Source organism: Nonomuraea sp. NPDC049607, assembly GCF_040675375.1.
GTDB lineage: Bacteria > Actinomycetota > Actinomycetes > Streptosporangiales > Streptosporangiaceae > Nonomuraea.
The window spans coordinates 21,829-37,026 of record NZ_JBFAOV010000058.1; the positions used below are offsets into that span (position 1 = coordinate 21,829).

Here is a 15,198-nt window from a genome sequence, read left to right on the forward strand (position 1 = left end):
GCTTGATGCAGTTGGTCAGCCGGAGCGCCTCGTTGGCGCCGGGCTCGAGCTCCTGGAGCGCCTGCAGGTCCTCGACGTCGAAGGACATGGTCGTCACCTCCTTGTGAATGCCGGGGCCGCCTGTGGCGCGGCCGTCTGTCATCACCGTCCCTCTGCGGGAGCGGCGAGCCTGGGGGCCTCCTCCGGCATCCACAACCGGGCGGACCGGTCGCGCAGTCGGAGGAGGAAGGCGACGATCCCCGCCGTACCGGCGAGAAAGGTCGGCGGGAAGTCTCCCTGGGGTCCGGGGACGAGCAGGCGGCCGCGACGGTCGGCCGCACGGATCTCCAGGCAACCGGCCAGATCTCGCGCCCACCGCCGGTAGTGGTCGTCACCGGTGAGATCGGCCATGTCGAGCAGGAATTCACCGTCGCCGGGCAGTCCGTGGCACGGCACCGGCCCTGACTGCCATCGCGTACGGTGCACGGCCGCCGCGGCCTTGCGCGCCAGGTCCAGCGCGGTCGGGTCACCGGTGGCACGCCAGTACCGCACGAGGAAGGTGCCGATCCCGGAGGAGCCGCTGCACCAGTGCGGCCGGCGCGGGCGCACCGTGGACAGGTCGCCGCGCTGCGTCGGCCACCAGGCGGTGTCGCCGTCCACTTCGGCGTGTTCGTAGAGGGCGCGGGCGATCTCGTGGACGGTCGCCGTCCAGTCGGGCTGGTGCAGGGCCCGGCCCGCGTGGAGCAACGCGGTCCCGATGCCGGCGATGCCGTGCGCGAAGCCGAAGTGGTTGGCCCCGGCCAGGCCCGAGTCGAACGTCTGCGGCGTCGGCCACTGCGGGTGGCCGTTGCCGTACGACCGCGCCTGATGCAGGTTCTGGAACGCCTCGGTGGCCCGGTCCCGAAGCGCGAGATCTCCCGAGGCCAGTGCGATGCGCAGGAGCGCCATGCCGCATCCGGCCAGCCCGTGCGTCACGTCGGAGCCGGGGTGGTCGGTCGGCAGCTGCCGCGCTGTCCGTACCGCGAACCGGGCCAGCTCGGCGTCGCCCGTGGCCGTCGCCGCGTCGTACAGCGCCCACACCGCGCCGGAGCGCCCGAAGTGCAGGCCTGGCGGCCAGACGTCCTCGGCCGCCAGCCGCCGCCTCAACCAGCGGGCGAGTTCGGCGGCCGCCTTGGCGTGCGGTTCGGCCCGCGTCAGGACGCCGAGGATTCCCGCCGCGCCGCCGTTGACCGAGCACGGATCGGCTTCGACGCCGTCGGCGGCGTCGGGCCACGGGGACGGGGCGTCCTCGCTCGTGTCCATCGTCTCCACCAGGTGCGCGATCCCGTCGTCGATCAGGCGACCGATCCGCTGCGGCGGCCGGGACCGGTGGTGGGTGGCGGCCCGCTCCGGGGCGGGAGCGGTGAGGAAGCGAAGGCAGCTGTCCAGCGACCAGCGCCGCTCCGGTTCTGTCGCCAGCAGACCCTCCACGAGCGGTCGCAGCAGGGCGAGCGTGGGGTTGGCCGCGGCAACCGCTGCCACCCTGGCCGCCTGGCCGGGGCCTGGCGGGTCCAGGTGGGCGCCGACCGCCAGGAAGTACGCCATCGCGCCGAGACTGTAGAGGTCGGCGCCCGTGTGCGGGGCGGGCCGGAACTCCCCCGTGTGGCCCGCCAGCTCCGGGGCGAGGTAGCCCGGGGTCCCGCCCACCATGACGGTGGTGCCCGGCACGGCCGCGTGTTCCAGGTCGATGAGCCGTAGGTCACCGCCGGGCGAGAGCATCACGTTGTTCGGCGACAGGTCGCCGAACACGTAGCCTCGGCCGTGCAGCGCCTTCAGCAACGTGGTCAGGCGGCTGATGATGGGCAGGACCTGCGCCGGCGCGCCACCGAAGCCGTCCTCGCCCAGTGGCCCGGCATTCTCGTCCGACCAGCGCTGCAGCGTGATCCCCGGCACGAACTCCTCGACGAGGAAGGTGTGGCCGCCCTGCTCGAAGAAGTCCACCACGGCCGGTGTGATCCCGGCCGTGGCGAGGGCTTCCAGGCAGGAACGTTCGGCCGCGATCCGACCTCGCGCGTCCCGGCCGCTCAGATCGGCGCACGCGTGCGGACGCCCCTCCTTGACGACGACGTCGTGGCCGGTGGTGGTGTCCTCAGCGAGGTAGACGCCGCCGCGGTTGGCATGCCGTACGGCGGTACGGACGATGAACCGGTCATTGAGCATCACCGCGGCCGCCCGCGGGCGCCGGCTCGCCACCGGAACCTCGAACGGGCAGGTCGCGAACGGTGGCGGGGAGAAGCTCGGCCGCCGTTCGTCGGGAACGAGCCTGCCCTGCGGCGAACGCAGCCGAATCTCGTAGAACCCGTCGTTGCCGAGCACACGGTGCCCGCTGAAGGCGCCGTAGCGGTAGTGGACGATCCCGCCCGCCCGGTACGGACGGTCGGAAAGGATCACCGGGCCGGGAAGTCCCCGGGTGGCGTCATCGAGCAGGGCGGCCAGGCGTACCGACTCGGCGTCGTCGAGGGGATAGACGGTGATGAACTTCCCGGCCTGCGCCCGGCTGCAGTGCGGCTCAAGGAGTTTCCAGTAGTCGCTCAGCCGGGCGGGGAACTTGAAGGCGCAACGGGCCTCGGTGAGTACTCGCGAGACGCGTGCGAGCACCAGCGGGGCGGAGAGCATCGTCGCGGAGACGTGCAGCTTCCATCCCTGGTCGGGCATCGGGTAGGCGCCGGGGGTGACCTTGCACCAGAGGTTGTCCTCGGCGACCGACCAGTCCCGTGCGCCCGCGCGCCCGAGTTCGGCGGTCACGATGTCGCGCAGAATGGCCGGGTCTTCTGCATGCATGCCCACGTGACCCGCTTCCACTGTCGCCGCTTCCCTGCGGAACCGAGAGTCGCGAAGCGCTCTTGCAGATGAATGGGAAATGAATTGAATGCGAGGTGAGAGCTCGTCTCCCGGCCGAAGGAGAGCGCCACTCCCCTTTACCGGCCGCATTTAGCTGAGATACAGGAGGTGCGGCACGCGAAGAGCCCGGACGCTTTCTGGGCGAGAGCTCGACGGCCGGGGCTGCGCCTTTGCGTTCGACCCCCTTTCCATTTTCCGATTTTGCGGTTTTGGAGCGCCCGATTTAAACGCTCAAACCTTTTCCCGTGGTTCTCACGCAGTTCTCCTGGCGCTCAGATTTTCATCATGTCATGTGTGACATGCTACTGATCGTGTGTGGCGCGAGGCCGCACGCCCGATCATCAAAGGGGAAATCGTTGAAGCAGATCGTCAAGCGTGGAGCCGCGGTACTCGCCGCGGGGGCGGCCGCCGCGGGGGCGCTCGCGTTGAGCAGCCCGGCATCCGCCGCCACGACTACGACCACCTGCAGTGACAGCGTCCTGATCTCGGGCCTCTCCACCAAGGCCTGCGTGGATCTCAACGGCACCCAGGCGCGGTTCTACGGCACCGTCGGCGCTCCCGGCATCGCGGAGCCTGGACCCGGCGGAGTCATCACCCCACAGCGCGCGGAGGTGGAGGTGTCCGGCCACGTCGTCGGTGGCCTGTTCCTCGGCTCCCGGCGGCAGTCGGTGAGCATCTGGAACAACACCGTGACCGTTGAGGGCGCCACCGCGACCGCCCCCTGCGGATCGACGGTTCGCGCCGAGGTCAAGCTGTCCCAGGGGCCCGTGGGTCCCGGCGGGCCCAGCTTCTACGGCCCTGCCTCCGTCACGGTGGACGCGCCGGTCGGCTGCTGAAACAGATGACTCGACGGTGGGCGCGGAACAGCCGTTCCGCGCCCACGTGCGCCTGCCCGCGGCTCGCGCCGCATCAGAGCGATGAGGGGTACGCCGGGCTCTGATCCTCATTGCCGCGCCGCGCGTCCGACAGTTCATCGGAGGCCCAGGTGCCTTTCCAGCCGTCTTGCCGGATGAACAGCCGGCCTGCTCTGCGGGGGAAGGTCGCCCTGGTCACGGCCCTCGTCATCCTCGTCACCCCGGCGGCCTGCTCCTCGCCGGAGAACGCCCCTGTGACACCCGATGAGATATCCGCTTCCGCCGCGGGCACCCCCGGATCGGCGGGGACGCCCGGCCACGGCGCCACCGGCGGGCAACCCGGGACGCCGAACGGCACGACCCCTGGCTCGCGTCCCTCGCGCACCTCCGGCCCCGAGGGAAGCCAGATCAGCTGGGTCCCTTTCGGCCCGGCCGATCCCGACAGCCCGCTGAACCCCGTGCGGAAGTACAACGCCCTGTGGAAGCACGACTGGGCGTCCCTGATCGGAGGCGAAGACCGCCGGCCCGACGTCTTCAGCCTGTTCGAGAGCGCGGGAGAGGTGTGCGCCGCCCTGCCTGGTGGATGCGGTGCGGCGCTTTGTCTCCGGCGCACTCGCCGCGCACGACGCCCGCCCGTCGGCTCCGCCGGCGGTCGTCGCGGGCAGTCGCTCGCCGGTGTGCCCGTTCGGCATCACCGTGGTCGAGCCGGAGCCCGACCAGGAGGATCCAGACCGCTACTCGGTGCTGATCCACGGCAGCGGCCTGTGGGTCAAGGACAGCAAGGTGACCGTCGACGGTGTCACGCGCAGCGCGAGCTTCCTGTTCGGTGAGTCAGGCCGCGCCTGGGACGGCTATCTGCAGATCGACTTGCCCGAGAACATCCAGCAGACGACGACGTTGGAGTTCTGCGTCGAGAACGACGGCACCAGGACCTGCAGGAAGCAGACCCTGAACCCGCTCGGCCCGACCCCGTCATCGTCCCCCTCGGAGCAGCAGCCGCCTGACTCCACCCCAGAGCCCTCTGAGGTCTCCTCCTCGTGAGCCGGCCGCGACGGCGCGTCCCCCCGCGCGCGCCGGCCACCCGCCCGGCGACCCGCCAGGCAAGGCCCCCCGCCGGGCCGGCGCCGGCCGACGCCGGGCGTGTGGGCGAGGTGCTCAAGACCGCCGCCGAGTTCCTCCCGCCGGTCACCGCGGCGACGGCTCTGCTGTACTACTTCGGCTGGGCGCGCAGCGAGGTCCAGGCCAAGGCGCTCGGCGTCGACACCAGCGTGCTCGACATGACGGCCTTGGACTACATGCTGCGCAGCGTCTCCTCCCTGTACCTTCCGCTCGGGGTCGTCGCAGCCGTCGTGCTCGGCGGGATGCACACCCACCGCTGGATCGTCGCGGTGATGTCCAAGGAGCGGCAAAGGCCACGGCTGCGGGCATGCGCGCGGCTTCTGTCCCTGAGCTGGCTCGTCCTCCCGCTGGCCGCGTTGCCGGTCGAATGGGCCACGCGCCTGACCGAGCTGGTGGTCCCGCTGGCCATCGCGGTCGGCGTCGTGCTCACGATGTACGCTGTGCGCCTTCGCGCGCTGCTGGACGCGCGCGACGGTGTCACGCAGACGGCCGCGCCCAGATCCACGCTGCACACGGCTGTCGTCGGCGTGCTCGTCGTGCTCGCCTTGTTCTGGGAGGTCTCGGAGTACGCCGGTGTGGTCGGGCGCGGACTCGCGGCGGACGTCATCGGCAACCTTCACGGGCGTCTGTCCGTCACCGTCTACAGCGCCAAAACCTGCAGATCCACGCGCCGGGGGTACAGGTCACCACCTTCGGTGGCAAAGACTCCGCCTACGCCTTCTGCTACACCGGCCTTCGCCTGCTCCAACGGTCGGGCGGCAAGTACTTCCTGCTGCCCGACGGCTGGACGCCGGCCAACCGCAGGATCATCGTGATCGCCGACGACGCGGCGTTGCGCTTCGAGTCCGGATGGACGGCCCCGGGTGTCCCCGCCGGCTGCTGAAAGGGGGTCGATGCCCGGTCGGCGCCCATCAGCGGCAGGCCGTTTCTGGCGGCGGTCGAGCATGACCGGCCGCCGTGCGGCGGCCAGGAGACGGATGGCTCCGCTAGCGGTCCTCCGCACCGCAGGCCGGCTGGTAGGGGAAGTCCGGGAAGTACGTCGCCCATTCCTCCCGGCCGAGCCCGTGGCCGACCCGCTCGCAGACGGTGCTCGCGGCCCCGGCGGCGCTGAGGTCGTAGCGCTGGAAGGGCAGGTGTTTGCCCGCCACCGACAGCGCGTCGCCGCTGAGGGACAGCGCGAGGACCGCGCCGCCCGGCGTGGCGAGGGGCGGGCCGACAGGCCGGCGGCCCTGTTCGAACTGCACCACGCGCGCGCCCGGGTCGGTGGAGGCGTTCGCGACTGCCAGCACCTTGCCTGAGTGCTCGGCGATGAACTTGTAGCCGCCATCGGCGGGCTCCAGGCGGAAGATCTGGTTGGTCCGGCCGTGGGGGGTCCACTGGATCACCCAGCCACCGTCGGACATGTCGCATTCCTTGATGTCGAGGGCGAGCCCGGACTTCTTGTTGATCAGGGTGGCTCGGACCGGGATGTCCATGAAGGTCCTCTCGAACTGGACCGGGAGGTGGCGATGCGCCGCCTTGTCTCCAAGAAGAGACGATTACGCACCCGAAATCACCCTCCGGCGGTGACCGCTTCCGGACAGAGGCCCCGCAGCAGGAAGGCGGCAGCCCTCTGAGGCCCAAGCCTCCGGCCGGCTCAGAGATCCGAACTCCGTACAGGCTCAAGCCGCATCGGCGGCGGCTCGAAGCCGGCCCTCCGGGAACGTTTCTCCGGGTGGAGATCGCGTTGCGAGCGCGGTTTCCGGACCGGCTCCCGCGCGGCCTGAGGTCCCCCGGCCGCGCCGCGCGTCTCGCGTGGGCCGATCGCCGCACATCCTGCGACCGCTCCCCCACCGCTCCCCCACCGCTCCCCCGCGCCCCCACCGCGCCCGCCGCCCGGCGTACGTCCTGGCGAGCCTGAGCTCAGTCGACGATCGCGCCGCTGGTCAGGTTGGCGATCGTGCCAGTCATGGCCCCCGCGCGATCCGACGCCAGGAACGCGGCCGTCTCCGCGATCTCGGAGAGCGTCGGAAGCCTCTTGAGCAGCGTCCCCTGCGCCATCGCCCCGCCTTCCAGCATCTCCTGGACCGACTGCCCGGCCGCTGCCGCGGCCTGCTCGAAGAGCTCCTTGGTGTAGGAGCCGGCGGCCGGCGCGTCGACGACGGCGTGCGGACGGATGCCGATGACCCGGACGTTGCTCGGTGCCAGCTCCGCGGCCAGAACCCGGGAGAACGCCTCCTTGCCGGCCGCGCTCACGGCGTGCCCCAAGATGCCGCCCACGGCCAGCTTGGCGCCCGGCTCCGACAGCGTCAGGATCACACCGCCGCGCTCGCCTCCCATGTGCCGGGCCACAGCCTTGCTGGTGATGAACAACGTCCGCAAGAAGCCGTCGATCGGCCGCATGAACTCCTCCAGGGACAAATCCGCCAGCGTGGTCCCCTGGTCATGCTGGACACTCACGGCGTTCACGGCGATGTCGATGCCGCCGGCCGTCGCCGCGACCGTGTCGGCGTGCTTGTCGACCGCCTGCTGGCTGAGCACGTCGACCAGGGCGGTCTCGGCCGTTGCGCCCGTGGCGGCTATGTCACGGGCCACGGCGTCGAGCTTGGCCTGCGTCCGACCGGCGATGAAGACCCTCGCGCCTTCCCGGGCGAAGACCCGTGCGACGGCTCCGCCGATCGCGCCGCCGCCTCCGTAGATGACGGCGTTCTTGTCCTTGAGCAGCGATCCGCTCATCGGTGACCTCCACATGATCGTTCTTCCGGATGGGCAGGCAGGCTCCGCGGTCGCGGCCATGGCGGCCGCCCGGCGCGCGAGAGCGCACTTGCGTGATGCAAGCGAGGTTAGAGGGGTAGTCTTGCATGACGCAAGTTCTCCCTTGGGAGGTGGAGTCGCCATGCTGGGCAGGACGTACGACACGCAGGTGTGCTCGGCCGCCAGGGCGCTGGAGGTCGTCGGCGAGCGATGGAGCCTGCTGATCGTGCGTGACGCGCTGTTCGCCGGGGCCACCCGGTTCGCCGACTTCCAGCGCCTGGGCATCGCGACCAACATCCTGGCCAAACGCCTGGACAGCCTGGTCGAGGCGGGCGTCCTCGAACGGCGGTCGAGCAAGGAGCCGTCCGATCGGAGCGGCTATTCGGTGACCCGGAAGGGGCTCGACCTGGCACCCGTGATCATCGCGCTGACGGAGTGGGGTGATCGATGGGCGGCGCCCGACGGTCCGCCCATTCTGTATCGGCACACCCGTTGCGGCGGGGCGATCACCGAGCAGACCACCTGCGACACCTGCGGGGAGGTCACCGAACTCACGCAGATCCACGTCATCCACGGCCCCGGCTTCCCCGAAGCCCTCCTGGCCTCGCGGAAGAATCGCCCGGATGTCGCCGACCGAGGCAGCCCGACAGCATCCGATGGGCGACCGCGGCCATAGCGGCGACCTGCTCGTCACAGGGGGTTGGCCTGGCGCCGTTCCCCGGCGATGTTCCCGGTGATCTCCCTGGTCACCGACCCGTCATCAGGGCGGCGGTCAAGCCGTGGGAGGTCAGCGACGAGCTGTGGGCGGTGATCGAGCCGCTGTTGCCGCAGCGTCAGCGGCGGTTCCGGCATCCAGGGCGTAAGCGGCTGGAGAGCACCTGCCCCAAGAGCTCGGCTACGGCTCGGGCATGACGTGCTGGCGACGCCTGGCCGAGTGGAACGCCTCCGGCGTGTGGCAACGGTTGCATGAGGTGCTGCTGGATCGGCTACGGGCTGCCGACGCGCTCGACTTCTCGCGGGCTGCGGTGGACTCCTCGCAGATCAGAGCGTTGAAAGGGGGCACAGACGGGTCCGTCGCCGGTCGACCGAGGTCGCGCCGGCAGCAAGCACCACCTGATCACCGAGGCCACCGGCATCCTCCTCGCGATCATCCTGACCGGCGCCAACCGCAATGATGTCACCCAGCTGCGCCCGCTGCTGGACGCCATCCCGAAGGTGCGCGGCAAGCGTGGCCGGCCGCGTCAGCGTCCCGACGCGGTGCTCGCTGACGGCGGCTACGACCACGACAAGTACCGCCGCCTGGTCCGCGAGCTTCAGATTCGCCCGCTGATCGCCGGCCGCGGCACCGAGCACGGCTCCGGCCTGGGCAAACGACGCTGGGTCGGTGAGCAGACCTTCGCCCTGCTGCACGCCTTCCGACGCTTGCGAATCCGCTGGGAAGACGGTTGCCATCCACTTCCGGATACGCCGAAGCGGCTGAGAGGCTGGCCGAGCAGTACGAGAGCGTCACGTCCGCAGAGGTTCACCGCGAGATGCTGCACTTGTTCCCCGCACGGCCGAGCTGAGTGCTGGACATCGGTGCGGGCAGCGGCGGCGTTGGCGGCGCTGGGCCATGAGGTCGTCGCCGCCGAACCCACCGCTGAACTTCGTGCGCGGGGGGAGGCTCTGCACGCCGGCCAGGATCTGGGATGGGTCGATGACGCGCTGCCGGACCTGACGGAACTACGCGGCACCCACGGCCTGGAGCTGATCCATCTCGCTGAGCGCGTCGATCCACATGACCGCCAGGACGTCTCGTGGACCTGGCTGGCGTTCCAGACGGCCGCCCACTCGGGGGCGACGGCCTGAACCGTCCACAGGCGCCTGACCGGCCGACCCATCGACGATCTCGCCGCCCAGCCATCGCATCTACCCAGGCCGGCAAGCAGGCGATCCGCCGGGCGGACAGATGACGATCTTCCCGGTGGCCCTGCCGGCCGCCATCCTGCCCGGCGTCCTCGGCGGCCCGCGGTGGGGTGACCGCCCTCGTCGCCGTCGTCCTGGCCGCCGCCGTCCTGGCCGTGACACCCGCGATCACCGTACGCCGCCGTACTGGCCCTGGGCGGAGCCCGACCCGCGTACGACGGCGCTCATCTCACCGGCGCCGGCCTTGTTGAAGGCTGCGGCGATCTCGGCCGCGCGCTTGCGGTCGGCCTTCGGGAACGCCCCCACCGGTGGCTTTGGCGACCTGACGGCCGTCCACCCCTTCAGACGCGTACGGCCGGTTCGGCGGTCGCGGGGCCGGGCAACCGACCGGTGGGCAGGTCGCGCAGGCGCCGCAGCGGACTGGCGAGCAGGATCAGCCCGCTGAGCGCGAACACCGCCAGCATCGCCCACAGCGCCACCCGCACCCCGAACGCCTCCGCCAGCAACCCCGCCACCACCGCTCCCAAGGGGATGGCGCCGAAGTTCACCACCTGCACACTCGTCGAGACCCGGCCCATCAACGCATCCGGCACGTACGTCTGCACGAACCCGGAGAAGACGACGTTGCCCGCCACGATGCCCGCGACGATCACGATCCCGGCCATGACGAACACCACCAGCCCCACCCCCTGGTCGGCCAGCGGGATCAGCAACCCGACCGGGGCGAGCCCGGCCTTGCCCAGCAGCACCGCCCGCGCGCTGCCGAAACGCGCCGCCATCCGCCGCGCCACCGCCGCGCCGACGACCCCGCCCAGGCTGGTGGCCGCGATCAGCACTCCCGTCACGCCAGGGTTCACGCCGATCTCGCCGACCAGGAAGACGACCAGGAGCGACTGGTAGCCGGTCAGCGCCAGGTTGGCGACGCAGCCGTACAGGGTGTTGCCGCGCAGCAGCGGGTCGTGCGCGACCGTGCGCACCCCCTCACGGATCTCCGGCAGCAGCCGGCGCCGCGACCGCTCGGGGACGGGCTCGGCATGCCTGATGCGTGACAGGCAGAGCGCCGACACGGCGAAGGTCACGGCGTCGACGACCAGCCCGCCGAGCGCCGAGAGGAGCTGGGCGAGCAGCCCGGCCAGGCCGGGACCCATCAGATTGGCCACCTGCTCGCTGCCCTGCAGCTTGGCGTTGGCCTCCAGCAGGTCGGGCCCCGCGACGAGGGAGGGCAGGTAGGCGCGGTAGGCGGTGGCGAAGAAGACCTTGGCGATCCCGGCGACCAGGGCGACGGCCAGGAGCTGGCCGACCGTCAGCCGACCGGCCACCGCCGCCAGCGGCACGCTCACGAAGGCGGCCAGCGACACCCAGTCCGCGGCGAGCATCACCCGGCGGCGCGGCAGGCGGTCGATCCAGGCGCCCGCGGGCAGCCCGATGAGCAGCCACGGCAGCCAGGCGGCCGCCGACAGCAGGCTGACCTCGAACGCCGAGGCCCCCAGGACGGTGATCGCGACCAGGGGCAGTGCCACGGTGGTGACGGCGCTGCCCAGGCTGCTGGCGCTCTCGCCGATCCACAACAGCCGGAAGTCCCTGTGCTGTAGCAGGCCGAACCGGCTCCCCGGAGTACGGGTCACGGACGCCCCGGCACGGCCCTGGCGAAGGTGAAGACCGTACCGCGCTCGCGGCCGTCGTCGGGCAGATCGCGCCCGGCCCACCTGTCGATGACGGCCTGCAGCTCGGCGGCGAAGTCGGCCAGCTCCTCGTCGGTCACCCGCAGCCACCCCTCCGTGGAGAACGGGCCGAGCGGCCAGCGCTCCTGCTCCTCCTGAGGCTGGTCGGCCCAGCGCCGCACGTGCCCGGTCTGCCGCTCCAGGTTGAGTGACTCCAGGGCGCGGGCGATCGTCTCCCCGGCGGCGTCGCCGGTGAAGTCGGCCGAGGACCAGCACAGCGTGGGGGTGGTACGGCGCCACCACCGCTCGCGCCGATCGCGGGCCAGCTCAGGGGCCTCCTCGATCAGCCCTGCGGCGGCCAGGGCCCGCAGGTGGTGGCTGAGGTTGCCCACGGCCTCGCCGGTGTGCCCCGACAGGCTGCTGGCGGTGCCGGGGCCCTCCAGTTTCAGCAGGTCGAGCAGGCGGCGGCGCAGGGGATGCGCCATGGCGGCGAGCACCCGCGAATCGGTGATCATGCGGTGCACCATATACGTACAAGAGTTGTTGCACAATGATCCTTGTGTATTCCGTTGGAGACTTCCCCAGGACCACAGCCATACCTGGACGCAGGACGGCGGCGTCCGCGTGGCAAATCCGGCGGCCATTGCTCAGCCGTCGGAAAGCATCGGCAACAAAGAGATCACTGACCGCCTACCCGCTCCGGCCGGGCCGGCATCCGCAGGCGCTCGTCGGCGGAGTTGCGGCGGGCCGGGCTGATCAGCCCGGTGACCATCATCACCGCGATCCGATCGAGGCATCGTCGATCGCCTCGACCTCCAGGCTTCGGGTGACCGCCGGTGGCGTCGCCGTCCAGCGAGGACACCTCGACGGACGAGAGGTGGGCGGCCCGAGCGCTTCCTGATCGTTCTCAGGCCGGCCAGGTAACTGTCCGGGCCCGTCGCCGTCGGCGTACCGTGGGAGCCGGTCACCGGGCTGATCGGCCTGTGCAGTGTCCTCGCGGTACTGACGGCCGTGCTGCCCGCGATCCGGATCAAGACGGTGGTCATTCCCCGAGGCTGAGGCGATTCGGCGCGGAACCGCCGCTCCCCACCGCGCCGCTGCCCGGCGGCGAGCGGGAAACTCCGAGGTGGACCGGCACTTCAACGGCCTGATCAGTGGCTGGGTGAGCGGGGCATGGTCATCCGGGCGCAGCGGATCGCGGCAGCCTTCGCCGCGCGAGTCCGGGCTCCTGGAGTCGTACCGGGCCGGGACCCTGCCCTTCGAGGGCGTCGTCGGGGTTGAGAAGCAGGCAGGCCTTCATCGACAGGCAGCCGCAGCCGATGCAGCCGGTGAGTTCCTGTTCGAGGTTCTCGATGGCGCGGCGGCGCTCTTCCAGCTGCTTCTTCCAGATGCGAGAGACCCGCTGCCAGTCCTTGTGGGTGGGGGCACGATCGGCGGGCAGCGTCGTGAAGACCTCGGCGACGTCCGACAGCGGGATGTGCAGGCGCTTGGCCACGATGATCAGGGATATCCGGCGCAGCATGTGCCGAGAGAAGACCCGCTGGCCGCCGATGCCGCGTTCGCTGACGATCAAGCCTTTGCGTTCGTAGAAGTGCAGCGCGGAGGCGGCTACGCCGGTCCGGCGGATGACCTCCCCGATGGTCAGGTGGTCGTCCGGGCCAGCGCGCACGGTGAGTCTCCTTCGTCGTGATCGGGACGGCGGGGTGGTCAGGTGGTTTCTCCGGATGTCTTGGCGCTGTCACGGATCAGGGCGATCACGATGACCGACAGCACGAGGCAGAGTAGTCCGATCCCGAGCTGGGTCAGGTGCCAGGACCAGGTGAACGCTTCGAGCTCCGCGGTCTCGGCCCCACGGGTGAGGCGTCCTGCGCCGACCGCGGCGGCGCGTGAGGTGTCACCCAGCTTCGCGGCGAGAAGACCGGCCAGGGAGGCACCGAACGCGGCGATCACGAGGGCCTCTGCCGCGCCACGCAGGGTGTTCAGAAATCCGGCCGCCATGCCGACGGCGTCGGCCGGGACCAGGGACATGGCCTGGCCGTCGGTGATGCCGAAGGAGGCTCCCATGCCGACGCCGATCATCACCATCGGGGCCGCGACGGTGGCGACCGCGTGATCGGCGTTCAGCGCCGTCAGCCACAGGTTCCCGGCCACGACCAAGGCCAGAGCGATCACGATCAGCAGGCGAGCCGGGACTCCCTTGTTCACCAGGGTCACCGCCACCATGGGAACGACCAGCACGGGCGCGGTCAGCAGCAGCATCGCCGCCCCCGCGGCCGAAGGGGACAGCTCTCCCGCTGACTGCAGATAGGTGGGCAGGAACACCAGAACGCCGAGGAAGCCGATCGAGGTGGTCAGGGTCGCGAGGCTCCAGCCCAGGAAGGCCCTGTTGGCGACCAGGGCAGGGGCCAGCACCGGAGCGGGGCTGCGTCGCTGCAGGACGCCGAACAGGGCCAGGCAGGCCAGGCCGGCGATCTCGCTGATCAGGATGACCGGGTGCAGCCAGCCGAGCGCGGGTGCCTCCAGCAGCGCGAACATGAGCAGGGACAGCGCGGCGACGAACAGGGCGCTACCGGCCCGGTCGACGGGGCCGCTGACGTCCGCCCGGGACTCGCGGGCACGGGTGGCGCCCAGGCCCACCAGCAGGCTGACGACGGCGTAGACCGCGAAACCGCCCCGCCAGCCCGTGGCGTCGATGAGTAGCCCCGACAAGGTGGGGCCGATGGCGATGCCGATCCCGGCCATGGTCCCCATCAGCGCGAAGGCGCGGTTGCGGGCCGCACCGTCGTAACTGGAGGCGAGAATGGCTCCACCGGCGGCCATGATCCCTGCTCCTCCGGCGCCGGAGACGATGCGGGCGGCGTCGATGACGATGATCGACGGGCTCAGCGCCGTCACGAGAAATCCGGCCGCGAAGACCAGCGCCGCGACGATGAACACCCGGCGGCGGCCGACCCGGTCGGCGGCCGATCCCGCGATGAGCGTCATGGCCGCGAAGGCGAGGTTGTATCCGGCGACAACCCAGTTCAGCGAGGCTCCGGAGGCGTCGAGATCGCTGCCCATGCTCGGCAGCGCGACCGCGGTCCCGGAGATGGACATCGCCACGATGACGACGCCGACCAGAACCAGCGGAAGCGTCAACCGTGACGGTGGATTCGTCGTGGCGGAATCTCGGGATGGGCCGGTGGTGGTGTCCATGTGGTGTTCGCTCCCTCAGGTCCATTGGACGACGGCGAACAGCCCATCACCTCAACCATGGTTGAGGGCAAACACGCAGGTCAGGAACGGGAACGTCGTCATGTCCCCAGACCGCGGTGCCCCAGTTCGGGCGAGACGTCGGCGAGCGATTCCACCACCCGCTCCCCCGCCTCATCCCAGGTGCGCAGGGTGAGCACCCCGTCCAGGGCGGCCTCCTCCGCGTTGGGCCAGGGCCGCGCCCGGGTTCCGGTGGCGATCAGCAGCCGGTCGAAGGGGAGCGAATCACCGTCGGCCAGGGCGGGCGGAGCTCGTCTCCCACCACGGTCAGAGAGCCGGTGAAGCCCTCCTCGCGCAGTGTCTCGGCGGCCCGCAGCCCCGCCAGCGAGGCGCCGACGATGACGATCCTGCCCGCCCGCAGGTCATCGGCCATCGACGCTCACCGCCTCGCCGAGGACGATGGCCTGGACCGGGCACGCCACCGCGGCCTGGCGCACGCGCTCCAGCTGGTCGTCGGGGACGGCCGGCGTGTACAGCAGCGCTTCCTCCCCGTGCAGTCGGAACACCCCTGGCGCGAGAAACACGCACTGCGCGTAGCCCTGGCAGCGGGTGAGGTCCACGACGATCCGCATCCCGCCATTCCCTCCGTCACCTCACCCTTGTTCCTGTCCGGAGCAGCAGCAAAGGGAATCGGACAATCGGGGATGCGTCCGGTAATCGCGCGGTCCAGGCCCGCACCTTCGGGACACGTCAGGAGCGTTCGTGAACGACCGCCCGTGGGGACGTCAGCCGTGCGGACAAGGCCCAGCGACCGGGACCGAACGCGGCGATGAGCAGGAACCCCCAGCAGAAGAGAGCGGCCTTCTCACCGCCGT

15 protein-coding genes and 1 pseudogene are annotated in these 15,198 nt (G+C 70.9%); 6 read left to right on the forward strand and 10 right to left on the reverse strand.

Annotation, left to right across the window (positions count from 1 at the left end; genetic code table 11):
* Window positions 1-141: 141 nt before the first annotated feature.
* Window positions 142-2,799, reverse strand: coding sequence for a class IV lanthionine synthetase LanL (gene lanL / locus AB0J97_RS48585; protein ID WP_364103328.1), 2,658 nt, complete (start codon window positions 2,797-2,799; stop codon window positions 142-144).
* 416 nt (window positions 2,800-3,215) lie between these two features.
* Here lanL and AB0J97_RS48590 point away from each other — a divergent pair, with 416 nt between their 5' ends.
* The 3 genes from AB0J97_RS48590 (at window position 3,216) to AB0J97_RS48600 (ending at window position 5,647) form a co-directional block, all read left to right on the forward strand.
* Window positions 3,216-3,695 (forward strand): hypothetical protein, encoded by a 480-nt coding sequence (locus tag AB0J97_RS48590; RefSeq protein ID WP_364103331.1) that lies wholly within the window; start codon window positions 3,216-3,218, stop codon window positions 3,693-3,695.
* Window positions 3,696-4,292: 597 nt separating this feature from the next.
* Window positions 4,293-4,754 carry a hypothetical protein gene (locus AB0J97_RS48595; RefSeq protein ID WP_364103335.1) on the forward strand — a complete coding sequence of 154 codons (462 nt, stop codon included), beginning with the start codon at window positions 4,293-4,295 and terminating at the stop codon, window positions 4,752-4,754.
* A 101-nt stretch (window positions 4,755-4,855) separates the two neighbouring features.
* Entirely contained in the window at window positions 4,856-5,647 is a 792-nt protein-coding gene (locus tag AB0J97_RS48600; RefSeq protein WP_364103338.1) for a hypothetical protein, read from the forward strand.
* A 171-nt stretch (window positions 5,648-5,818) separates the two neighbouring features.
* Here the strand turns inward: AB0J97_RS48600 and AB0J97_RS48605 are convergent, their stop codons facing one another.
* Both AB0J97_RS48605 and AB0J97_RS48610 read right to left on the reverse strand, forming a co-directional pair.
* A complete protein-coding gene (locus AB0J97_RS48605; protein WP_364103341.1) occupies window positions 5,819-6,307 on the reverse strand; it encodes an RICIN domain-containing protein in 489 nt (162 codons plus the stop codon).
* Between the two features lie 427 nt (window positions 6,308-6,734).
* Entirely contained in the window at window positions 6,735-7,547 is an 813-nt protein-coding gene (locus AB0J97_RS48610; protein ID WP_364103344.1) for an SDR family oxidoreductase, read from the reverse strand.
* Between the two features lie 160 nt (window positions 7,548-7,707).
* On the opposite strand from AB0J97_RS48610, the gene AB0J97_RS48615 reads away from it, so the two are divergent.
* From AB0J97_RS48615 to AB0J97_RS48625, 3 genes and pseudogenes are all read left to right on the forward strand, one after another.
* Window positions 7,708-8,241, forward strand: coding sequence for a helix-turn-helix domain-containing protein (locus tag AB0J97_RS48615; protein ID WP_364103347.1), 534 nt, complete (start codon window positions 7,708-7,710; stop codon window positions 8,239-8,241).
* An 83-nt stretch (window positions 8,242-8,324) separates the two neighbouring features.
* Window positions 8,325-9,005, forward strand: a pseudogene (locus AB0J97_RS48620) (IS5 family transposase); the annotation flags it as partial.
* Window positions 9,006-9,143: 138 nt separating this feature from the next.
* Window positions 9,144-9,413, forward strand: a complete 270-nt coding sequence (locus tag AB0J97_RS48625) for a hypothetical protein (protein WP_364103367.1) — start codon at window positions 9,144-9,146, stop codon at window positions 9,411-9,413.
* Between the two features lie 225 nt (window positions 9,414-9,638).
* Here the strand turns inward: AB0J97_RS48625 and AB0J97_RS48630 are convergent, their stop codons facing one another.
* The 7 genes from AB0J97_RS48630 to AB0J97_RS48660 all read right to left on the reverse strand — a co-directional run bounded on the left by AB0J97_RS48630 (window position 9,639) and on the right by AB0J97_RS48660 (window position 14,955).
* A complete protein-coding gene (locus AB0J97_RS48630) occupies window positions 9,639-9,776 on the reverse strand; it encodes a hypothetical protein (RefSeq protein ID WP_364103349.1) in 138 nt (45 codons plus the stop codon).
* Between the two features lie 35 nt (window positions 9,777-9,811).
* Window positions 9,812-11,095, reverse strand: a complete 1,284-nt coding sequence (locus AB0J97_RS48635) for an MFS transporter (protein WP_364103352.1) — start codon at window positions 11,093-11,095, stop codon at window positions 9,812-9,814.
* Window positions 11,092-11,646, reverse strand: coding sequence for a winged helix-turn-helix domain-containing protein (locus tag AB0J97_RS48640; RefSeq protein ID WP_364103355.1), 555 nt, complete (start codon window positions 11,644-11,646; stop codon window positions 11,092-11,094). Before AB0J97_RS48640 ends, AB0J97_RS48635 begins: the two co-directional genes overlap by 4 nt.
* A 662-nt stretch (window positions 11,647-12,308) precedes the next feature.
* Window positions 12,309-12,800, reverse strand: coding sequence for a redox-sensitive transcriptional activator SoxR (soxR, locus tag AB0J97_RS48645; protein WP_364103358.1), 492 nt, complete (start codon window positions 12,798-12,800; stop codon window positions 12,309-12,311).
* A 38-nt stretch (window positions 12,801-12,838) separates the two neighbouring features.
* On the reverse strand, window positions 12,839-14,269 hold the full coding sequence (locus tag AB0J97_RS48650; RefSeq protein ID WP_364103361.1) for an MFS transporter: 1,431 nt from the start codon (window positions 14,267-14,269) through the stop codon (window positions 12,839-12,841).
* Between the two features lie 313 nt (window positions 14,270-14,582).
* The gene (locus tag AB0J97_RS48655) at window positions 14,583-14,756 is read right to left on the reverse strand and encodes a hypothetical protein (RefSeq protein WP_364103370.1); all 174 of its coding nucleotides are present in this window, start codon (window positions 14,754-14,756) and stop codon (window positions 14,583-14,585) included.
* The gene (locus AB0J97_RS48660; protein WP_364103364.1) at window positions 14,746-14,955 is read right to left on the reverse strand and encodes a ferredoxin; all 210 of its coding nucleotides are present in this window, start codon (window positions 14,953-14,955) and stop codon (window positions 14,746-14,748) included. Before AB0J97_RS48660 ends, AB0J97_RS48655 begins: the two co-directional genes overlap by 11 nt.
* Window positions 14,956-15,198: the final 243 nt, after the last annotated feature.